We start from the raw sequence: 20,645 nt of genomic DNA, 5'->3' as shown, positions 1-20,645 counted from the left end.
GTGCCAGCTTGCCGATGAACTGTTTATTCGTGCCTATCTGATTGATCGGAAACAGGTTTTAAATCTGATCCGGTTTTGCCGGTGGTTTCTGATGCTGTCGCAACTCTACGAACTCCCGTAGAAATACGATTATTCGTAGCGCAATCGACGAGATCTCGTGATATGGCCGATGAAGACTTTCTCAGTGGCTGGGCTGATCTGGCCTATTCCTCGCGGCACATGGTGTTCGAACACTGTGCCGAAGCCATTGCCTTGCTCGATCCTTACAGCGATCGCTTCAAGGATCTGAACATCGCCACCTGCCGTTTACTCGGTTATCCGCGCCAGCAATTGCTCAATGTGCCGGTGAGCAAACTGTTCGGTCATCAGATGGCCGACCTGATCGTGTTCAGCCAGGCGGTGCTGGAAAAGGGCAAGGGCTGGACCGACGAGCTGAGCTGCAACTGCAAGAGCGGCGAGCGCATGGAGCTGGAAATCACCGCCACCGCACTGAGCATCAAGGGCCGGTTGCAGATCATCGTGGTGCTGCGCGAGCAGAGCCGGCAGCGCTACCAGCGCGACCAGTCGGACACCGAGCGAACCATGCGCGGCGGGCTGATCGAGTGGCGCAATATCCTCAACCTGTTCAAGGAGTCCGAGCGCGACAACCAGTTGCTGCTCAGCGCGGTGGGCGACGGCATCTACAGCATCGACAACGAAGGCCTGGCGACCTTCGTCAACCCGGCCGGCGCGCGCATGCTCGGCTGGGAGCCTGAGCAGATGATCGGCAAGAACATTCACCGCATCCATCACCACAGCCATGCCGATGGCTCGCATTATCCGGTCGAGGACTGCCCGATTTACCGCGCAGTACACGATGGCGTGGTGCACGAAGGCCGCCAGGAAGTGTTCTGGCGCCGCGATGGCAGCTGCTTTCCGGTGGAATTCACCAGCACCCCGGTGATCGCCGACAGTCGTCTGGTCGGCGCGGTGGTGGTGTTTCGCGACATCACCGAACGGCGCAGCACCGAGCAGCAATTGCACAACGCCCTGGAAGAACTGCGCCAGCTCAAGGAGCGTCTTGAAGAGCAGAACGCTTACTTGCAGGAAGAAATCCACATTGAGCACAGCTACCGCGAGATCGTCGGGCAGAGCGAGCCGATCCTCAAGATCATCAAGCAGATCGACGTGGTGGCGCCCACCGACGCCAGTGTGTTGATTCATGGCGAGTCCGGCACCGGCAAGGAGCTGATTGCGCGGGCGATTCATCAGGCCAGCAAGCGCAGCGCTCATCCGTTGATCCGGGTCAACTGCGCGGCGATCCCGGCCGAACTGTTCGAGAGCGAATTCTTTGGCCATATTCGCGGCGCCTTTACCGGCGCGGTCCGTGACCGGGTCGGGCGTTTCGAACTGGCCGATGGCGGCACGCTGTTTCTCGACGAAATCGGTGAAATTCCGCTGGACCTGCAAAGCAAACTGCTGCGCGTGTTGCAGGAAGGGCAGTTCGAGCGGGTAGGTGAAGAGCGCACCCGCAAGGTCGATGTGCGCATCGTCGCCGCGACCAATCGCAACCTGCGTGAAGAGGTGCAGGCCCGGCACTTTCGTGAGGACCTGTACTTTCGCCTTAACGTCTTTCCGTTGCAGTCGCCGGCACTGCGCGACCGCCCGCAAGACATCGCGCCCCTGGCGATGCACTTCATCAAACAGATCGGCCAGCGCCTGAACCTGCCCGGCAAACGCTTGCGCCAGGTCGATCTGGAGCGCCTGCAACGCTACTCATGGCCGGGCAATATTCGTGAATTGCAGAACGTCATCGAGCGGGCGCTGATCACCTCGCAGGACATCAATTTGAAGATCGACTTGCCGGACGATACGGCGCGTTTGCCGGCGGTGCAGGCCGGTGAGTCTGTGGCCGCCTCGATTCTGACCGATGAGCAGATGCGTGTGTTCGAGCGCGAGAATACCTTGGCCGCCTTGCGTGCCTGCCAGGGAAAACTGTTTGGCAAGGACGGGGCGGCGCAGTTGTTGGGAGTGAAGCCGACCACGCTGGCGTCGCGCCTCAAACGCCTGGGTATTGACCAGGGCTGAAGCGCGAGTGGACGGCCTGCAACATCACGCGGTGAAGCGTTGCGTCTGGTCCTTCAGGCGGCTGGCCATGATTGCCAGTTCCTGGCTGGCCGACATGCTCTGCTGGGCGCCATTGACCACCTCGGAAATACTGGTGTTGAGGCGGGTGATGTTCTGGCTGATTTCATTGGCGACACTGGTCTGCTCCTCGGTCGCGGTCGAAATCTGCTCGTTGCCGGCAGCGATGGTTTCAACCGCGCGGGTGATGTAGTTGAGCGCATCACCGGCGTCATTGGCTTGCTGCACACACGCGTTGACCTGTTCACGCGACTGATGCACCGCCTCTACGGCGCCGCGTGCACCGGCCTGCAACGAGTCGATCATGACCCTGATTGACTCGGTCGCTTCCTGCGTACTGCTGGCCAGGGCGCGGACTTCATCAGCCACCACTGCAAAGCCGCGACCGGCTTCACCGGCGCGCGCCGCTTCGATGGCGGCGTTCAGCGCCAACAGGTTGGTTTTGGCAGCAATGCTTTGAATTACGCCGAGCACCTTGCTGATTTCCGCACTTTGGCTGTGCAGCGAATCGATGACCTCGCCGGCCTTGCCGACCGACACGGAGACATCCTGGATAGAGCGCACGCTGGCATGCACCAGGCCGCTGCCTTGACGCGCCTGCTGGTTGGCGTCCGAGGCGCTGCCTGCGGCGGCCAGTGCATTGTTGGCCACTTCCTGAACGGCCATGCTCATCTCATGCACCGCGGTGGCGACCATATGGGTCTGATCGCCTTGTTGGGTGGCGGTGCTGCTGACTTGCGTGCTGATCGCGTTCATTTCTTCAGAGGCCACTGCCAGCTGCGACGCGGTCTGAACCAGGTGCAGGATCAGGGTCTGTTGATGCTCGACAAGCGCATTGAACGCCCGCGCGGTTTCGGACACTTCGTCGTTACCCAACACTTCTGCGCGCAGTGTTAGGTTCGAGGTTTCCTGCACGCGTGTAATGACGCTGCGCAATTGCGATAACGGCCGCAGGATGGACAGGCCGATGACGATGGCTGCCAGCAACACCAGAATCAGCGCTGCGGCGCCAATCAGCAGGAAAGTGGCGCGCATCGACTCATAGTGTTCGGCCGAGGCCGTATACAGAGTGGCGCCTTCGTTGAGTTGCAACTCGATAAGCCCCGACAGCTGCGACTGCAACGGGTCGAACGTGCCATAGAGCCGCTGGTTGAACACGGTGGCCTCTGCCGTGCGTAACTGCCCCGCGTCGGCTTCCTGAAGCAACTGGCCGACCAGTACATTGACCTGGCTCAGGGCCTGATCCAGTTCGCTGACCCGGCGCTTTTCTTCTTCGGTCAGGCGGGTGGCGGTGTATTGCTTCCAGGCCTGCGAGCCCTTTTGCCGCGCCGCATCGAACTCCTGATGCAACCTGGCGGCGTCGAACAGGCCGGACCGGTATTTATGCAGCGTGTCGACCATGATGACGGCATAACTGTCGGAAACGGTTTTTAACTGGCTGACCGGTTTCATGCGATCGGTGAATAAATGGTCCAGGTTGTTATTGAGGCGGCTGGCGTTAAATACGGCCATGGCAATGACTGCCAATAGCACCAGCAGCGGCAGGATCGCCAGGGTCAGCAGGCGGGTACGAATCGTTGTTTTTGTCAGCACGGTAAAACACTCTCGTCAGGTCGGGAACAGAGGTCATCCGTGGCCTGTACGCGCTCGACGTAACGAACGCACCACGGAGTCTCTGTGGGGTAAAACAGATGTGCATTCCCTGCTGAGCGGATGTGCTCTTCAATCGGTTGCCTGTTACCCGTGCCTGTTAATGGGCCAGGCCGGTCTTCAACTGATCGAGTGTCTCCAGGTGATGGAAAACTTTAGTCTTATTAAACTGTTATCGGCTTTTCGGGCAGGAACTTGAGGCATTACCGCTTATTGGCAGCGTACTTGGTGGTGTGTTGAGCGCACTTCAAGTGTTGGCATTATTGGATCCGGATTACGCTCTTTTGTGTAACTTAAGTTGGGGGTTATTAAACAATGGCCGGTGTATCGCTAGGCGGTTTGTTTTTATGGCTTGAGCGGCCACAAGGAGGGAGCGTCAAGGGGAGGGCAGAGGTTTGCGGTGAGGGGATTGACATTCGCGGGAGAGAAATTCACCATGCACTCACTTGTTGGACAACCAACAACCAACAACTACAAGAATCGCCCCTGCCGTGAGAGACGATCAGGGTTTGCCAGGAGATGCATACATGTCTCGCCTTACTCAAAGCGCTCAGCCGCCTCCCGATTGCGCCGCTCCCATACTGCCGGTGAGTACACCGTCCTTTGCGCTGCCCGCCGGATCCTGCGACACCCATGCGCATGTCATTTCGGCCGATTGCACGCGTTATCCGCTGGTGGCGGACCGCAGCTATACGCCGGCGCCGGCACCCGAAGAGGCTTATCTGCAGATGCTCGATGGCCTGGGGATGCAGCGCGGTGTGCTGGTGCAGCCGAGCGTCTACGGGACCGATAACCGCTACATGCTCGAGGTGCTGGGGCGCCATCGCGACAGCTTGCGCGGGGTGGCGGTGGTCGACGATCAGGTCAGCGATGAAGCGCTTGAAGCCATGCATGCCAACGGCGTGCGTGGCGTGCGCATCAACGTGTTGTTTCGCGGCGGCGTGAATCTTGAGTTGATGGAGCGCCTGGCAAGCCGGATCGCCGGACTGGGTTGGCATATGCAGTTCCTGATCGATGTACGAGATCTGGCTGAACTGCAAGGGCGCATGCTCAGGCTGCCGTGCCCGGTGGTCATCGATCACCTGGGGCACTTCCCCGCACATCTGGGTGTTCAGGAGCCAGGCTTTGCGCTGTTGCGCCGCAACGTGGCCGAGCATGGCTGGTGGGTCAAGCTGTCGGGGATCTACCGGCTCAGTGATTCAGCGCCTGACTATGCCGACACCGATGCACTGGCACGTGCATTGATTCAGGCCGCCCCGCAACGAATGGTGTGGGGCAGCGACTGGCCGCATGTGGCGCTGGCGCGCACTCCCGAAACGGGCTCGTTACTTGATCGCCTGCCGGTATGGGTACCTGGCGAGCGTGAGCGGCAACAGATACTGGTCGATAACCCGGCCACTCTTTACAACTTTCAATAACAAAAGCTGCAGCCACGTTATGACGTGCTGACTGCGCGGAGAATAATAATGAGTTGGTTCAGTGAACTGAGTACGGTTGAAAAACGCACGTTTTATTCGGCCTTCGGTGGATGGGCCCTGGATGCCCTGGACTTCATGGTGTTTACCTTTGTCATCGCTTCCCTGATGACCTTGTGGAACATCGATAAAGGCGCTGTCGGGTTGTTGAGTACTGTCACCTTGCTGTTCTCGGCGATTGGCGGATGGGGGGCAGGGATTCTGGCCGACCGTTACGGGCGGGTGCGTTTGTTGCAGATCAGTATTCTCTGGTTCTCGATCTGTACGGTGCTGATCGGTTTTGCGCAGAACTTCGAGCAGTTGTTCGTGCTGCGGGCCTTGCAGGGGCTGGGATTTGGCGGCGAGTGGGCCGTGGGTTCGGTGTTGATCGGCGAGATGGTGCGTGCTCAACATCGCGGTAAAGCGGTGGGTATCGTGCAAAGCGGCTGGGCAGTGGGCTGGGGCGGGGCGGCGTTGCTGTACACGCTGGCTTTCAGCTTTTTGCCTGAAGACTATGCATGGCGCTCGCTGTTCTGGATCGGTGTCGTGCCGGCGCTGCTGGTGTTGTACATCCGCAAGTACGTGCCGGAGCCCGAAGTGTTCCAGCACACTAAAAAGCATCAACTTGAATCGGGCATGAACGTGCCGTTCTGGCACATTTTCTCGCCATCGCTGTTGCGCATTACTTTGCTGTCGGCGTTGCTGTGCATGGGCGTGCAGGGCGGTTACTACGCCATTACCACGTGGCTGCCGACCTATTTGAAACTTGAAAAGGGTCTTTCGGTGTTTGGCACCGGCAGTTACCTGATGGTGGTCATTCTCGGCTCGTTCTTCGGTTATGTCTGCGGCGCGTTCTTGGCCGACCGCCTGGGGCGTCGGCCGAATTTCATCATTTTCGCAGTACTGTCGGCCATCAGCGTGTTCTGCTACATGCAACTGGAACTGACCAATACGCAAATGTTGATCCTGGGCTTTCCGTTGGGCTTTACCGCATCGGGTATCTACAGTGGCATGGGCGCCTTCCTGACCGAGCTGTATCCGTCGGCCGTCAGGGCCAATGGCCAGGCGTTCTCCTATAACTTTGGCCGCGCCGTGGGCGCACTGTTTCCAGGGCTGGTGGGGTATATCAGTGCCAAGTACAGCCTGGGTACGGCCATCGCAATGTTTGCCGGCGGCGCTTATTGCCTGGTCTTGGTGGTCACCTGCTTCCTGCCGGAAACCAAGGGCAAGCAGTTGCACTGACAACGCGGCACTTTGTTAAAGTAACGCCCACGCATCGTACGATCCGTGGGCGTTTGGCGTTTCAGGTTTCGTAGCGGGCGCCCCGACTTTCGATGACTGAGCAACATGACTATAAAAGCGATTGGCCGACGCGACCATTTTACGATTGAAATCTCCCGTTATCTGGAAGGCGAGATACGCGAAGGACGGTTACGTCCCGGCGACCGTATCCCGTCCGAGACGCGCTTGGCCGAGTCCTTTGCCGTCAGTCGCAACGTCGTGCGCGAGGCCGTCGCCCGGCTCAAGTCGTCAGGTCTGATCGTCAGTCGCCAGGGGCTGGGCGCTTTTGTCGCTACGCAAACCAGCCAGAGCAGCTTTCGTATCGAGCCCCAGGAACTGGCCGACACCGCCAAGCTGCGCCAGCTCTACGAGCTGCGCTTGGATCTTGAAGTGGCGGCGGCCAGTATGGCGGCCCGACGACGCTCGCTGAGCCAGCTGGCCAGGATCGCCGAGTCTCTGGAAACCCTGCGCGCCGGTATCCACAATGCCGAGGCGATCGTCGCGCACAGTCTTGAGTTCAAGCGGGCCATTGCCGACGCCACCGGCAACGAGTATTTCCGCAACTTCATCATTTTCCTGTGTGGTCACGTGTTCGAGGCGGCTTCGCTGGAGCGCCGGCTGGTCAGCTCGAAAGACCTCGGTGAGGTGCTGCTGGCCGAGCATCAGGCCATCTTCGAGGCCATCAAGCTCGGTGATCCCGATCTCGCCCGCCGAGCGACCTGGCAGCAGATCATCAACTCCGCCGAGCGCAACGGCCTGCGAGGTTTGCAAGGCTGGGAAATTACCCGCATGAGTTCACTGGGCGAGACCTACGCCCCGCCTTGTCCCGGACCTGACCCGGCCCCGCGCAAGCCACTGCGTGCCCTGCCAAAAAATGCATGCGACTGCCACTTTCATGTGTTCGGCGATGAAAGCGGCCAACCCTTCACGCCGCACCGCTCGTATACGCCTGCGCCGGCTTCGCTCAAGGCTTTTCAGAAGGTTCAGAAAACCCTTGGGTTAAGCCGCGGCGTTATTGTTCAGCCCAGCGTCTACGGGGCCGACAACAGCACCACCCTGCAGGCCCTCAAGGAGGGCGGTAATAAATTACGTGGCGTGGTGGTGATCGATGCCGACGCCGGCATGGACGAACTGCAAGCGATGCACGATCTGGGGGTGCGTGGCGTTCGGGTGAACCTGATCTTCAAGAGTGGTGTTGAAGTCTCGGATGTGGCCGCACTGGCCAAAAAAGTCGCCGTGCTGGGCTGGCACCTTCAATTGCTGATCGACATTACCGAATTTGCCGACCTGTACGAGACGGTTGTGAGTTTGCCGGTGGATGTGGTCATCGATCACATGGGCCATATGCCCACCAGCAGCGGGCTTGATCATCCAGGTTTCGTGGACCTCTTGCGGCTATTGGGGGAGGGCCGCGCCTGGGTGAAACTCTCGGGTGCCTATCGCTTCACCGCCAGCAAAGACTATCCCTACGATGACGTGACGCCTTATGCCAGGGCGCTCATCGCAGCGAATCCTGCGCAAGTGCTGTGGGCCAGTGACTGGCCGCACCCGTGCATACCGGTGCCTATGCCCAACGATGCCGACCTGCTGGATATGTTGTTCGGCTGGGCCGATAACGACGACGCGCTGATCAGCCGGATTCTGGTTGATAACCCTGCGCGGTTGTATGGGTTCTGAGTGATGCCGGTGTGTACAGCCCTGCGCCTGATATCGGGCGCAGGGCTGCAGTGGACTTCAGAAAATATAATCAGTCGTCAAAAAGCTCGACTCGCGATTACGAATGATGTCGCTGATCAGGGTTTTATTGCCCTCCTGGAACTTGGTCGCCACCAGCGTGCGGATCGAAAATACCCGCAGCGCATCGTGAACCGACAGAGTGCCTTCGGCGGAGTTCTTGCGCCCGTTGAACGGGAACTGGTCCGGGCCGCGCTGGCACTGGGCATTGATATTGATGCGCCCGACCTGATTGGCAAAGGCATCCACCAGCCGGCCGACCTGCGTCGAGTCGGTGCCGAAAATGCTCAGTTGCTGGCCGAAGTCGGAGTCCAGCACGTAGTCGATCACCGTTTGCACATCACGATAAGCCACCACCGGCACTACAGGGCCGAACTGCTCCTCGTGGTAAACACGCATGTCTGCCGTCACCGGGTACAGCACGGCGGGGTAAAAGAAGCTTTCCAGCACCTCACCGCCGCCTTCGTTGATCACCGTGGCGCCTTTTTCCACCGCATCGGCAACCAGGCCTTGCAGGTAACCGGTCTTGCCCGGTTCTGGCAGCGGCGTCAGCGACACGCCCGGTTCCCACGGCATACCGGGCTTGAGCTGCGCCAGTCGGGCCTTGAATTTTTCCAGGAACGCATCGACCACATCTTCATGCACGAAGAGGATTTTCAGCGCCGTACAGCGCTGGCCATTGAACGACAGGGCGCCGGTGACCGACTCGTTGACGGCGTTATCCAGATCGACCTCCGGCAGCACGATGCCGGGGTTTTTTGCATCCAGACCCAGTGCGGCACGCAGGCGGTGCGGGCGCGGGTGCAGCTTTTTCAGGTCGCTGGCGGCCTTGTTGGTGCCGATGAAGGCGAATACGTCGATCTTGCCGGTGGCCATCAGCGCGCTGACGGTCTCGCGGCCACGGCCGTAAATCACGTTGATCACGCCGGCCGGGAAGCTGTCGCGGAAGGCCTCAAGCAGCGGCCGGATCAGCAGCACGCCGAACTTGGCCGGCTTGAACACCACGGTGTTGCCCATGATCAGTGCCGGAATCAGCGTGGTGAAGGTTTCGTTGAGCGGGTAGTTATAAGGCCCCATGCATAAGGTTACGCCCAGCGGCACACGGCGAATCTGGCCCAGCGTGTCTTGTTCAAGCTCGAAACGGCTGGAGCGTCGGTCCAGTTCCTTGAGGGCATTGATGGTGTCGACGATGTAGTCGCACGTGCGGTCGAACTCCTTTTCAGAGTCCTTGAGGTTCTTGCCAATTTCCCACATCAACAGCCGCACCACCGGCTCGCGCTGTTCGCGCATGCGCTTGAGGAAGGCTTCGACATGCCGAATGCGATCAACCACTCGCAGCGTCGGCCAGGCACCCTGGCCACGGTCATAGGCACGCACTGCCGCATCCAGCGCGGTCATTGCGGTATCGGCGTCCATCAGCGGCGTACTGCCGAGAATCACCGGCTCCAGCGTCTCGCCGCTGCGCAGGCTGATCGGGCTGCGCACCGGCGCCAACGCGCCTGGCCAGGACTGCAGAGTGCCATCGACCAGATACTCGCGCTGCTCGATGGCAGGGCCTGGACGCCAGATTTCAGGAATCTGCTCGGCATTCGGGAATAGGGATTCAAGACGGTTGCCCTGCGGCATGAGCTCACCTCACTGTGATTGGCTGGAAAGACTGTTTCAACACACTACGCCTGCCGGGGAGAGCGATGAACCCCCGATGTTGTTGAATCGCATGATTTTTTTCAGGTTTTTTTTGTTGGGGTGCTTGACTACCTTATTTAAATCAGTAAGATAGCCCTCATTCCGCGATAGCTCAGTTGGTAGAGCAAGTGACTGTTAATCACTGGGTCCCTGGTTCGAGTCCAGGTCGTGGAGCCAAATTTTTCAGATGTAAATCAAGGTCTTGCGTCGCTCTCGCCGAAAATGAGACCAAATGACAGTTTGTAAGTCATTTGGTCCTCGGAACGAGAATCGACCAAGACCTTTTTTATGTCTGCTTACAAATCCTGCCTCCTGCCTTGACGATTCAGCGCCGTCTCTAATCAATCGATTTAGAGGCGTGCATCATGAAAACCGTATCCATCGTTTCAACCAAGGCGGGCCGGGTAAAACCACGGTCACCGCCAATCTGGGCGTGTTCTGCGCCGACTCAAACATTCGAACCCTGCTGATCGACCTCGACACCCAGCCGTCGCTGTCATCGTTTTACCGTCTCGACCATGAAGCCACGGGCGGCACCTATGAGCTGATTGCGCACAATGAAACGCGCTTCGAGCAGATCATCAGCCGCACCTGCATCCCCAATCTGTCGCTGATTCTGTCCAGTGACCCCTTCAACCAGCTCAGCATGACGATCTCACCAGTAAAAGCACCCCGCGAAAGCGTAGCTTTGATCGTTCAAAGTATCGGCAGCGGAACATCATTGAGCGGATGTCTGGCTGGCTAAAGAGAGCTGAAGAATCGGCACTCGTTACGACAAGCTAGCGAGAAGCTTTGCAGCCATGGTCATCCTGGCCTGTCGCCTACACGGCATACGGCAATACTTTTCTTGCAAAAGCTAAGGTCCTTTGTCGGCTGTACAATAATTAACGTTTTATCACATGAAATGATCGTCCAGCAGCAATGGCTAGATCACTGTTGTTGAGTTTTAACACGTGCTGATAACGACGTGTAGGCAAATACCCTGAAGTAAAGATCCATCGGCAGTAGCACTGTTGAAAATTCCTACAAGTTTTGACGGCTGCGGGGTGTTGAACCTAAATGAAATATATGTTCTCGCTGGATTAAGTTGGTTTATAATGGCGTGTTAGTGTGAATTATTTGGTTTTTATTTATCTTAAGTTATTGTTTTTGCTAGGCTTTTTGTTTTGTGAAATAATGAGTTACGTATGCTTTGTTTTGATTTTTAATGATCGATATATCCTGCGCAGCGCTGCTTTTGTCCTCCGCTAGTTGCTGTTGGGTTATCGATGTATTATTTCAAGAAGCTCTCCGATCATTACCTTGAAGTTGCCCTTTGCCCTAGCGCTCATGAGCAGTTCGTGGGCGATGACGTGCGCTTTTCCAGTGAATACGAAGCGCTCGAACAGGAACTGGGCAAGGGCCATTCCCTGCATGTAAGCAGTCCTGTCGACTGGCTCAAGGTACTGCAAGGCAGCGAAGCACTGTTGCGCAGCCAGTCCAAGGATTTGCGCGTAGCCGCCTGGATGAGCTGGGCGTTGTATCAGCGTGAGTCCTTCGCAGGCCTGGTGGCCGGGCTGGGCGTGATCCTGCATTTGTGCAGCCGTCATTGGGCCGCACTGCATCCGCTCAAGACCCGCACGCGAGTGGCGGCGATTACCTGGTTGTTGTCGCGCATGGACCTGGTGCTTAACGAAAGCATCGCCATCAAGGAGCAGCTCGCTCTGTTCCGTCGTCTGCTGCAACAGCTTGAAGCCCTGGACAAGGTGTTCAGTGAACACCTGGGCGATGACGCGCCCTTGTTGCTGCCGCTGTGCCGGCGGCTGGGCAACATGATTCGGCGTGCCCATGACGACCAGCCGCAACCCGGCGTGATGCAAGCGGTGGCTAATCAGGTGCGTCAGGTGGCCAGTCAGTTGCTGGCGCCGGTCTGCGCGATCGAAAACGACAAGGACGCCCGGGCAATGTTGCGCCTGTTGCAGGACAACGCCCGGCCGCTGTGCGTCTGGTGGCTCAAGCAACAGGCTACCGACCTGCGCGCCCTGCGTCTGAACCGTGCACTGCTGTGGTTGCCGATTGAAGTCTTGCCCGAGCGCAATGCCGAGCAGATCACGGCCTTGCGCGGACCGCCGGCCGACAAGCTGAAAACTTATCAAGAACGCTTTGCGGCGGGTCATTACGCCGACCTGCTGGTCGATCTGGATGCCAGCCTGGCCTGCGCGCCGTTCTGGTTCGACGGCCAGCGCATGGTCTGGGACTGCCTGCAACACCTTCGCGCCGAGCAAGCCATGCGCGAGGTCGAGTTTCATTTCGCGTTGTTATTGCAGCGCCTGCCGGCCCTGACCGGACTGCGCTTTCACGACGGCACGCCCTTCGCCGATCCGGCGACCCGTGCCTGGATCAACAGCCACGTATTGACCCATTTGCAGGCACCGGCCAGTGCGTCGGTTGCCACGGTTGAAGCCGGTGCGCTACCTCCCTGGGAACAGGCACTGCAAGCGGTCATGCCGGTGCTGGCCAAGGACGGCCTGAAGGCTGCGGTACAGCAGTTCAGGCAGGGACTGGATAGCGCACAAGGCGGACGTAACCGGGTTTTCTGGCAATTGAGCCTGGCCCGGCTGTGTTTTGAGGCCAGGCAATACGAACTTGCCAGGATCCAGCTCGAAAGCCTCGATCAGGTGCTCCAGCAAGCGGGCCTGCAAGCCTGGGAGCCGGAGCTGGTGTTGCAAGTGCTGCGCCTGATGTACGCCTGTTGCGAGTTGCTGCCGCAAAACCATGCGGTGCGAGAGCGCAAGGAAGAGATTTATCGCAGGTTGTGCCATCTCGATCTTGAGGTGGTACTCGAATAGGCCCTCGGGCCATCAGTACAGGAAAAAACACCATGGCCAAAGACGGCTCGGTAGCTCCCAAGGAACGCATCAATGTCACCTTCAAGCCCGCCACGGGCGGTGCGCAGGAAGAAATAGAGTTGCCGCTCAAACTGCTGGCAATCGGGGATTACACCTGTCGGGCAGACGAGCGCAAGGTCGAAGACCGCAAGCCCATCAGCATCGACAAGAACACCTTCGATGAGGTGCTGGCCAAGCAGGAACTGAGCATGACCCTGAGCGTGCCGAACCGGCTGCAGGACGGCAGCCCGAGTGATGAGCTGGCGATCGGTCTGCGTTTCAACTCCATGAAGGACTTCAACCCGGCCAGCCTGGTCGAGCAAGTGCCCGAGCTCAAGAAGCTGATGGAGCTGCGAGACGCGCTGGTGGCCCTCAAGGGACCGCTTGGCAATGCACCGGCCTTTCGCAAAGCCATTGAAGGGGCGCTGGCCGACGACCAGTCCCGTGCCCAGATCCTGAGTGAGCTGGGCCTGACCGCCGCCGCGTCCACCGACGCCTGAGCCATTTGCAGAGGAAAGCCATTTCATGAGTACCCAAGTCGCAAGCCAGAATCGCCCTGACCACAGCCAGGTCAGCATCCTGGACAGCATCATTGCCCAGACCCGCCTTAACCCCGAGGACGAAGCCTATGGCATTGCCCGGCGCGGCGTGTCGGCGTTTATCGAAGAGCTGCTAAAACCGCACAACAGCGCAGAACCGGTCAAGAAAGCCCTGGTCGACCGCATGATTGCCGAGATTGATGCCAGGCTCAGCCAGCAGATGGACGAGGTTCTGCACCACCCGGACTTCCAGGCACTGGAGTCGGCGTGGCGCGGCCTGAAGCTGTTGGTCGAACGCACCGATTTTCGTGAAAACATCAAGATCGAGATCCTCAATGTCTCGCGCGATGACCTTCTCGACGACTTCGAGGACTCGCCCGAAGTCATGCAGTCGGGCCTGTACAAACACATTTATACCGCTGAATACGGCCAGTTCGGTGGCCAGCCGGTCGCGGCGATCATCGCCAACTATTACCTGTCGCCCAGCGCCCCGGACGTCAAGCTGATGCAGTACGTGGCCAGTGTCTCGTGCATGTCTCACGCACCCTTCATCGCCGCCGCAGCGCCCGGCTTCTTTGGCCTGGAAAGCTTCACCGGGCTGCCCGATCTCAAGGACCTGAAAGATCACTTCGACGGCCCGCAATTTGCCAAATGGCAGAGCCTGCGCCAGTCCGAAGACGCGCGTTACCTGGCCCTGACCTTGCCGCGCTTTTTGCTGCGCACCCCTTACGACCCCGAAGAAAATCCGGTCAAATCCTTTGTCTACAAAGAGAACGTGGTCAGCAGCCACGAGCACTACCTGTGGGGCAACACTGCGTATGCCTTTGCCACCCGCCTGACCGAGAGCTTTGCCAAATTCCGCTGGTGCCCGAACATCATCGGCCCGCAAAGCGGCGGGGCGCTTGAAGACCTGCCACTGCACCATTTCCAGAGCATGGGCGAGATCGAGACCAAGATCCCCACCGAAGTCCTGGTCTCGGACCGGCGCGAATACGAGCTGGCCGAAGAGGGCTTCATTTCCCTGACCATGCGCAAGGGCAGCGACAACGCCGCGTTCTTCTCGGCCAGTTCGGTGCAAAAGCCCAAGTTCTTCGGTAACAGCAGCGAGGGCAAGACAGCCGAGCTCAATTACAAGCTCAGCACCCAGTTGCCCTACATGATGATCGTCAACCGCCTGGCGCATTACCTGAAGGTCTTGCAGCGCGAGCAACTGGGCTCGTGGAAAGAGCGCACCGACCTTGAGCTGGAACTCAACAAGTGGATTCGCCAGTACATCGCCGACCAGGAAAACCCCAGCGCTGAAGTGCGTGGCCGCCGCCCGCTGCGTGCCGCGCAGATTCTGGTCAGCGACGTAGAAGGCGAGCCTGGCTGGTATCGGGTAAGCCTCAATGTGCGCCCGCATTTCAAGTACATGGGCGCCGATTTCACCCTGTCGCTGGTCGGCAAGCTGGATAAAGAGTGAGGGCTGCACGCGCATGACAGGTTACGGCAGTCTTTTTGAACGCCTGGCCGGCGAGCCCGACCGCCGCGTCGGCCTGAGTCGTGAGGCGTGCGCCTTGCGCTCGGTGGCCAGCCATCTGTCACAGATGCTGGGCACTCGTGCCGGCAGTGTGCAGATCCAGGCCGACTATGGATTGCCGGACCTCAATGACCTGCGCCTGAGCCTGCAGGATGCCTTGAGCCAGGCGCGTGAGGCCATCGAGCGTTTCATCATCGCCTTCGAGCCGCGCCTGTCGCGGGTACGGGTCGTGGCGCTGCCGCGTGATCACGACCCGCTGCGGCTGGCCTTCAGTATCGAGGGCTTGTTGCAGGTGCCGGGCGTGCGCTGTCAGGTGAGTTTTCGCGCCTGCCTCGATGGCGGCGGGCGGGTCCTGATCGAGTCATGAAGTCCTCGCGCTTTCATCCATAGGTAAACGCTGTGTCTTTCAATCATTACTATCAAAGCGAGCTGAGTGCGCTGCGCCAGTTGGGGCAGCGCTTTGCCGATCGTAATCCGGCCATGGCGCCTTACCTGGGCCAGGCCGGTCACGATCCTGATGTCGAGCGTCTGCTTGAAGGCTTCGCCTTCCTGACCGGGCGCTTGCGTCAGAAGCTCGACGACGAGTTGCCCGAGCTGACCCATTCGCTCATGCATTTGCTGTGGCCCAACTATATGCGGCCATTGCCCTCTTTCAGCATCGTGCAGTTCGAGCCTTTGCAACAGGCCGGTCCCGCTCAGTATGTGGCGCGCGACACGCCCATGGAAAGCCGTCCGGTGGATGAGGTGCGTTGCCGCTTTCGTACCTGCTACGCCACCGATCTGCTGGCGCTGGAACTGCGCGCACTGAATTTCTCGGTCAAGGGCGAGGGCGCTTTGCTCAGCCTGCACCTGCAGATGAACTGCGCCGGTCATGTCGGCCAGCTGGATCTGCAACGGCTGCGTCTGCACCTGGCCGGCGAACGCTACATCAGCCAGATGCTGTACCTGAGCCTGTTGCGGCATCTGGTCGATATCGTCCTGGTGCCCTTGGGCGAAGACGGCACGCCGCTGTGCGATGCCGCTGGCGCTGCGTTGTCGCTGAAGCTGGCCGCAAAGCATGTGCAGCCGGTGGGCTTTGCCGAAGACCAGGCATTGATTCCGTACCCGCTCAATACCTTTCGCGGCTATCGCTTCGTGCAGGAGTACTTCGCCTTTCAGGACAAGTTCCTGTTCCTCGACATCGAAGGTCTGCAGGTGGTCAACAGCTTGCCCGAAGCGGTGCTGGGCAGCATGCATGGCTTTGAGTTGCGCTTTGATATTCGCAGCAAGGCGATCCAGCGCCTGCGCCCGACGGTGGACAACGTCAAGTTGTATTGCACACCCATCGTCAATCTGTTCAGGCAGGACGCGATACCGATCCGTGTCGATGGTCGCCAGGACGAATACCTGCTGCTGTCCGGCAATCAGGGACCGGAAGGCTGCGCAGTGTTCTCGGTGGACTCGGTGAGTGGCTGGAATTCCGGTGGCCTGGGCCATCGCAACTATGTGCCGTTCGAGTCCTTCGAGCACGATCCCAGCTTCGACATCGCCCATAGCCAGCCGCATTACAGCCTGCGCCAGCGACCCTCACTGCTGCATGAGGGGCTGGACACCTGGATGAGCTTCGGCGGTATCGACAGCCAGCCGGGCGAGACGGCTGACGAAAATGCAGGCGAAACCCTGTCGCTGGAGCTGACCTGCACCAACCAGAACCTGCCACGTCGCTTGCAGGTCGGTGATATCGACCAGTCCTGCGAGGGCACGCCGGAGTTCGCCACGTTTCGCAATATCGTGCCGGCCACCGCCAGCCATGCCCCGCCCTTGAACCGTGGTTTTCTCTGGAAGTTGATCAGCAACATGTCGCTCAACTACCTGTCGCTGGCCAATGTCGAGGCGCTCAAGGTCATCCTCGAAACCTACGATTTGCCGCGCTATCACGATCCGCATGCCGAAAAAGTCAGCAAACGCCTGCTCGCCGGGCTGCAGTCGGTACGCCATGAACAGGTTGACCGGCTGCACCGCGGATTACCGCTGCGCGGGGTGTGCACGGTGCTGGGCATCGATGCGCGCAACTTCATCGGTGACGGCGACCTGTTCGTGTTTGCCTCGGTCCTCAATGAGTTTTTTGCGCTTTACGCCAGCCTCAATTCCTACCACGAGTTGCGGGTCCAGACCACACAGGGAGACGTCTACCGATGGACGCCACGTATGGGCCAGCAACCCCTGCTTTGAGCAGGCTTGCCAGCACAATCCGCGAGTACTCGCTGTTCCAGGCCATACGAATGGTCATCGAGCGGCTGCGCGAGCGGCATCCCGAACTGGATGACGAAGCACTCTATGACCTGCTGGAATTTCAGGCGAACCCGAGCCTGGGTTTTCCTGGCAGCGATGTCGACCGTGTGGAGTTTTTCGAAGAGCACGGCCGGCTGCGCGCCCGTTTGCGCCTGAACCTGATCGGTCTGGCCGGTGCCAGCTCGCCGTTGCCGACGTTCTACGTCGAGCAGGCCTTGGGTGACAGTGAAGAGGGCAACCCGACACGGATCTTTCTCGATCTGTTTCACCATCGCTTGCAGCGCCTGCTATTGCCGATCTGGTCCCGCTATCGCTACCAGGCCAGTTTCAAAAAGGGCGCGCTGGACCGTTTTTCCGAGCAGCTGTTCGCCTTGATCGGTCTGGGAGGCGAGACCATTCGCCAGTCGCAGTCGCTCAACTGGAAGCGCCTGCTGCCCTACCTGGGCCTGCTCAGCCTGCGCGCCCATTCGGCGGCGCTGATCGAGGCGGTACTGCGTTACTACTTCAAGCATGCCCGGCTGTACATCGAGCAATGCGTGGCACGGCGCGTGAGCATTATCGACGAGCAACACAACCGTCTGGGGCTGGGCAACAGCCAATTGGGCGAGGACCTGGTGCTAGGCGTCCGGGTTCACGATTGCGGCGGCAAGTTCCGTATTCATGTCTGCCAGCTGGACTGGCAGCGCTTCCACGACTTTTTGCCCATCGGGACCGGTTACCAGCCGTTATGCGCGCTGGTGCGCTTCACCCTGCGAGACCCGCTCGATTACGACCTGCGCCTGGAACTGCGCCACGAAGACATTCGCGACCTGCGCATCGGCGCCGCCAACGAGTGCCGTCTGGGCTGGACCAGCTGGCTGGGCCGCGAGCGGGCCGACGGCCTGGTGACGCTGGGCAGCAAGATTCTTTAAAGGACTTATAAGCATGATCAATCTGGACCTGCAAAAACTCATTCAGGCGCTGGACGCCGATACCCGCCGCGACCTTGAGTCGTGTGCCGAGCGCTGTGTGATTCGTGGCGCCAGCCAGGTGCTGGTAGAGGATTTGCTCCTGTGCCTGCTGGAGCGTCCCGAGGGCTTGCTTGAGCGCGGGTTGCGCGATGCCGAGGTTGACCCCGGCCAGTTGCGTGATGCCCTGCAACCGCTGGGCGGGCAGAGCACTTCGCGCAACCCGGTGTTTGCCCAGGAACTGGTGCAATGGCTGCAAGAAGCACTGCTGGCGGCCAACCTCGATCTGGGTCAGTCCTGGGTGGGAGAGGCCGCCTTGCTGCTGGCTTTGTTGCGCAATCCGCTGGGGCATGCCGGCAGCCGTTACCAGCCATTGCTGGCACGAATGAACATCGAGCGGCTCAAGGATTTTGCCCTGTCCCGGCATAGTGACCCCGCCGCGCCACAGCCTGTTCGGGGCGATGACTCCATGTTGCAGCGCTTCACCCACGACCTTACCGAGCAGGCGCGCGAAGGCCGGATTGACCCGGTGTTGTGTCGTGATACTGAAATCGGCCAGATGATCGACATCCTTGCCCGGCGCCGCAAGAACAATCCCATCGTGGTCGGTGAGGCCGGGGTGGGCAAGACCGCGCTGGTCGAAGGCCTGGCGCTGCGCATTGCCGCCGGCGAGGTGCCGCCGGTGCTCAAGGATGTGCGCGTATTGAGCCTGGACCTTGGCCTGTTACAGGCCGGTGCCAGCGTCAAGGGCGAATTCGAACGGCGTCTCACTGGGGTCATCGATGAGGTCAAGGCTGCGCCGCTGCCGGTAATTCTGTTTATCGATGAAGCCCACACCTTGATCGGTGCCGGCGGCAATGCGGGTGGCTCCGATGCCGCCAACCTGCTCAAGCCGGCGCTGGCGCGTGGCGAACTGCGCACGATCGCCGCGACCACTTGGGCCGAGTACAAGAAATACTTCGAGAAAGACGCAGCCCTGGCGCGGCGTTTCCAGCCGGTGCAGGTGCATGAGCCCAGCGTGCCGCAGGCCGTGACCATCCTGCGTGGCCTGTCGCAGGTCTATGAGCAGAGCCATGGCATTTATGTACGCGACGATGCGCTGGTGGCGGCTGCCGAGCTATCGGCTCGTTACCTGTCCGGTCGCCAGTTGCCGGACAAGGCTGTCGATGTGCTCGACACCGCCTGCGCCAGGGTGCGCATCAGCCTGGCCAGCGCGCCGCACAGCCTGGAGCTATTGCGCGGCGAGCGCGCCGAAGGGCATCGCCAGTTGCAGGCCCTGAACCGCGATGAACAATCGGGCCTGAGTGTCGATACCTGTGCCATGGCGACGTTGCAGGCGCGCCTGATCGATGTCGAGCGTGAGCTCGACACACTGCAAACCGAATGGCACATCCAGCGCGGCCTGGCCGAGCGCCTGCTGGCGTTGCGCAGCCAGCTGGCTCAGGCGCGCAATCCCTTGCCGGACGCTGAGCAAGGCACTGCGTCGGTGGCCAGTCTGGAAGCCGAGTCGAGTGAAATCCGCAGTGCCCTGGAGCACGCCCAACAGGTGCAGCGGCTGGTCAGTTTTGAGGTCTGCCCACGGCTGGTCGCCGAGGTGGTGGCGGCCTGGACCGGCGTGCCGCTGGCGCAACTGGCCCGTGAGCACAACACCCGCATTGCCAGCTTCGCCACTGATCTGCAGGCGCGCATTCGCGGCCAGCAGCAAGCGGTACAGGCTCTGGACCGGGCGATGCGCGCTGCCGCTGCCGGGCTTAATCGCGCAGATGCGCCCGTGGGCGTGTTTCTGCTGGTGGGCCCCAGTGGTGTGGGCAAGACCGAAACCGCGCGGGTACTGGCCGACCTGCTGTACGGCGGCGAGCGTTTTCTGACCACCATCAACATGTCCGAATTTCAGGAAAAACACAGCCTGTCGCGGCTTATCGGCTCGCCGCCGGGTTATGTAGGTTATGGCGAAGGCGGCATGCTCACCGAAGCGGTCAGGCAAAAACCTTACTCGGTGGTGCTGCTCGATGAGGTCGAAAAAGCCGACCCGGATGTCCTGAACCTGTTTTATCAGGTCTTCGACAAGGGCATTGCCAACGATGGTGAAGGGCGCGAGATCGACTTTCGCAATACCTTGATCCTGCTGACCTCCAACCTGGCCAGCGAGCAGATCGAGGCCTTGTGTGCCCAAGACGCGCGACCCGATCCACAGGTGCTTGAAGCCCATATCCGGCCAGTGTTGAGTCGGCATTTCCGCCCGGCGCTGCTGGCACGCATGCACGTGGTGCCGTACTACCCGGTCAGCGGGCCGGTGCTGGCAGAGCTGGTTGTCCTCAAGCTTGAGCGCCTGAGCGAGCGGCTGCACCTGCGCCAACTGACGCTCAGCTATACGCCGCAACTGGTCGAGCACCTGGCCGACAGTTGCCAGCAGAGCCCGAGCGGTGCGCGGTTTATCGATCACTTGCTCGACACCCTGTTGATGCCGCAGCTGGTCGACCGGCTACTCGATGCCATGGCCGGTGGCACACCACTGAGTACGGTTCACGTCAGCCTCGACGATCAGGCCCGTGTCGTCTGCGGGTTTGCCTGAC

The 20,645-nt window shown here is 60.0% G+C and carries 14 protein-coding genes, 1 tRNA gene and 2 pseudogenes; 14 read left to right on the top strand and 3 right to left on the bottom strand.

From position 1 onward, the window contains the following. Nucleotides 1–162: 162 nt before the first annotated feature. The gene (locus tag ACYAS9_RS14445; protein ID WP_463568987.1) at nucleotides 163–2,067 is read left to right on the top strand and encodes a sigma 54-interacting transcriptional regulator; all 1,905 of its coding nucleotides are present in this window, start codon (nucleotides 163–165) and stop codon (nucleotides 2,065–2,067) included. Nucleotides 2,068–2,091: 24 nt separating this feature from the next. Here ACYAS9_RS14445 and ACYAS9_RS14440 read toward each other — a convergent pair whose 3' ends face one another. Both ACYAS9_RS14440 and ACYAS9_RS14435 read right to left on the bottom strand, forming a co-directional pair. Continuing rightward, nucleotides 2,092–2,820, bottom strand: a complete 729-nt coding sequence (locus tag ACYAS9_RS14440) for a methyl-accepting chemotaxis protein (RefSeq protein ID WP_463569033.1) — start codon at nucleotides 2,818–2,820, stop codon at nucleotides 2,092–2,094. Nucleotides 2,821–2,955: 135 nt separating this feature from the next. After that, nucleotides 2,956–3,717: pseudogene (locus tag ACYAS9_RS14435) on the bottom strand (MCP four helix bundle domain-containing protein); the annotation flags it as partial. 584 nt (nucleotides 3,718–4,301) lie between these two features. Here ACYAS9_RS14435 and ACYAS9_RS14430 point away from each other — a divergent pair. The 3 genes from ACYAS9_RS14430 (at nucleotide 4,302) to ACYAS9_RS14420 (ending at nucleotide 8,186) form a co-directional block, all read left to right on the top strand. Further along, nucleotides 4,302–5,192, top strand: coding sequence for an amidohydrolase family protein (locus ACYAS9_RS14430; RefSeq protein WP_463568986.1), 891 nt, complete (start codon nucleotides 4,302–4,304; stop codon nucleotides 5,190–5,192). Between the two features lie 48 nt (nucleotides 5,193–5,240). Continuing rightward, on the top strand, nucleotides 5,241–6,470 hold the full coding sequence (locus ACYAS9_RS14425; RefSeq protein ID WP_463568985.1) for an MFS transporter: 1,230 nt from the start codon (nucleotides 5,241–5,243) through the stop codon (nucleotides 6,468–6,470). Between the two features lie 105 nt (nucleotides 6,471–6,575). Further along, the gene (locus tag ACYAS9_RS14420) at nucleotides 6,576–8,186 is read left to right on the top strand and encodes an amidohydrolase family protein (RefSeq protein WP_463568984.1); all 1,611 of its coding nucleotides are present in this window, start codon (nucleotides 6,576–6,578) and stop codon (nucleotides 8,184–8,186) included. A gap of 57 nt (nucleotides 8,187–8,243) precedes the next feature. Here the strand turns inward: ACYAS9_RS14420 and ACYAS9_RS14415 are convergent, their stop codons facing one another. Continuing rightward, on the bottom strand, nucleotides 8,244–9,869 hold the full coding sequence (locus ACYAS9_RS14415) for an NADP-dependent glyceraldehyde-3-phosphate dehydrogenase (RefSeq protein WP_463568983.1): 1,626 nt from the start codon (nucleotides 9,867–9,869) through the stop codon (nucleotides 8,244–8,246). Nucleotides 9,870–10,030: 161 nt separating this feature from the next. Between ACYAS9_RS14415 and ACYAS9_RS14410 the strand changes: the two genes are divergently transcribed. The 10 genes and pseudogenes from ACYAS9_RS14410 (at nucleotide 10,031) to tssH (ending at nucleotide 20,644) form a co-directional block, all read left to right on the top strand. Then, nucleotides 10,031–10,106 (top strand) — tRNA-Asn (locus ACYAS9_RS14410). 55 nt (nucleotides 10,107–10,161) lie between these two features. After that, complete coding sequence (locus tag ACYAS9_RS14405) at nucleotides 10,162–10,674, top strand: ParA family protein (protein WP_463568982.1); 513 nt, start codon at nucleotides 10,162–10,164, stop codon at nucleotides 10,672–10,674. Next, nucleotides 10,593–10,789, top strand: a pseudogene (locus ACYAS9_RS14400) (transposase); the annotation flags it as partial. The gene ACYAS9_RS14405 and the pseudogene ACYAS9_RS14400, both read left to right, overlap by 82 nt. Nucleotides 10,790–11,197: 408 nt before the next feature. Further along, a complete protein-coding gene (gene tssA, locus ACYAS9_RS14395) occupies nucleotides 11,198–12,757 on the top strand; it encodes a type VI secretion system protein TssA (RefSeq protein WP_463568981.1) in 1,560 nt (519 codons plus the stop codon). Between the two features lie 32 nt (nucleotides 12,758–12,789). Further along, a complete protein-coding gene (tssB, locus tag ACYAS9_RS14390) occupies nucleotides 12,790–13,296 on the top strand; it encodes a type VI secretion system contractile sheath small subunit (RefSeq protein WP_463568980.1) in 507 nt (168 codons plus the stop codon). 25 nt (nucleotides 13,297–13,321) lie between these two features. Further along, nucleotides 13,322–14,797 (top strand): type VI secretion system contractile sheath large subunit, encoded by a 1,476-nt coding sequence (gene tssC, locus ACYAS9_RS14385; protein WP_463568979.1) that lies wholly within the window; start codon nucleotides 13,322–13,324, stop codon nucleotides 14,795–14,797. A 13-nt stretch (nucleotides 14,798–14,810) separates the two neighbouring features. After that, entirely contained in the window at nucleotides 14,811–15,221 is a 411-nt protein-coding gene (gene tssE / locus ACYAS9_RS14380) for a type VI secretion system baseplate subunit TssE (RefSeq protein ID WP_463568978.1), read from the top strand. Between the two features lie 32 nt (nucleotides 15,222–15,253). Continuing rightward, complete coding sequence (gene tssF, locus ACYAS9_RS14375; RefSeq protein WP_463568977.1) at nucleotides 15,254–17,065, top strand: type VI secretion system baseplate subunit TssF; 1,812 nt, start codon at nucleotides 15,254–15,256, stop codon at nucleotides 17,063–17,065. Next, entirely contained in the window at nucleotides 17,029–18,036 is a 1,008-nt protein-coding gene (gene tssG / locus ACYAS9_RS14370; protein WP_463568976.1) for a type VI secretion system baseplate subunit TssG, read from the top strand. Before tssF ends, tssG begins: the two co-directional genes overlap by 37 nt. A 13-nt stretch (nucleotides 18,037–18,049) precedes the next feature. Then, entirely contained in the window at nucleotides 18,050–20,644 is a 2,595-nt protein-coding gene (gene tssH / locus ACYAS9_RS14365) for a type VI secretion system ATPase TssH (protein WP_463568975.1), read from the top strand. Nucleotide 20,645: the final 1 nt, after the last annotated feature.

Source organism: Pseudomonas sp. HP_08 (assembly GCF_055284095.1).
The sequence above is the reverse complement of the archived record's forward strand: the minus strand, read 5'-3'. Positions and strand labels throughout refer to the sequence as shown.

What these genes read in the sequence shown, in the direction of transcription:
- tssB (WP_463568980.1), top strand. Translation starts at nt 12,790, where the DNA reads ATGGCCAAAGACGGCTCGGTAGCTCCCAAGGAACGCATCAATGTCACC.
- tssA (WP_463568981.1), top strand. Translation starts at nt 11,198, where the DNA reads ATGTATTATTTCAAGAAGCTCTCCGATCATTACCTTGAAGTTGCCCTT.
- tssC (WP_463568979.1), top strand. Translation starts at nt 13,322, where the DNA reads ATGAGTACCCAAGTCGCAAGCCAGAATCGCCCTGACCACAGCCAGGTC.
- tssG (WP_463568976.1), top strand. Translation starts at nt 17,029, where the DNA reads ATGGACGCCACGTATGGGCCAGCAACCCCTGCTTTGAGCAGGCTTGCC.
- tssH (WP_463568975.1), top strand. Translation starts at nt 18,050, where the DNA reads ATGATCAATCTGGACCTGCAAAAACTCATTCAGGCGCTGGACGCCGAT.
- ACYAS9_RS14430 (WP_463568986.1), top strand. Translation starts at nt 4,302, where the DNA reads ATGTCTCGCCTTACTCAAAGCGCTCAGCCGCCTCCCGATTGCGCCGCT.
- ACYAS9_RS14405 (WP_463568982.1), top strand. Translation starts at nt 10,162, where the DNA reads ATGACAGTTTGTAAGTCATTTGGTCCTCGGAACGAGAATCGACCAAGA.
- tssE (WP_463568978.1), top strand. Translation starts at nt 14,811, where the DNA reads ATGACAGGTTACGGCAGTCTTTTTGAACGCCTGGCCGGCGAGCCCGAC.
- ACYAS9_RS14425 (WP_463568985.1), top strand. Translation starts at nt 5,241, where the DNA reads ATGAGTTGGTTCAGTGAACTGAGTACGGTTGAAAAACGCACGTTTTAT.
- ACYAS9_RS14415 (WP_463568983.1), bottom strand. Translation starts at nt 9,869, where the DNA reads ATGCCGCAGGGCAACCGTCTTGAATCCCTATTCCCGAATGCCGAGCAG.
- ACYAS9_RS14445 (WP_463568987.1), top strand. Translation starts at nt 163, where the DNA reads ATGGCCGATGAAGACTTTCTCAGTGGCTGGGCTGATCTGGCCTATTCC.
- ACYAS9_RS14420 (WP_463568984.1), top strand. Translation starts at nt 6,576, where the DNA reads ATGACTATAAAAGCGATTGGCCGACGCGACCATTTTACGATTGAAATC.
- ACYAS9_RS14440 (WP_463569033.1), bottom strand. Translation starts at nt 2,820, where the DNA reads ATGGTCGCCACCGCGGTGCATGAGATGAGCATGGCCGTTCAGGAAGTG.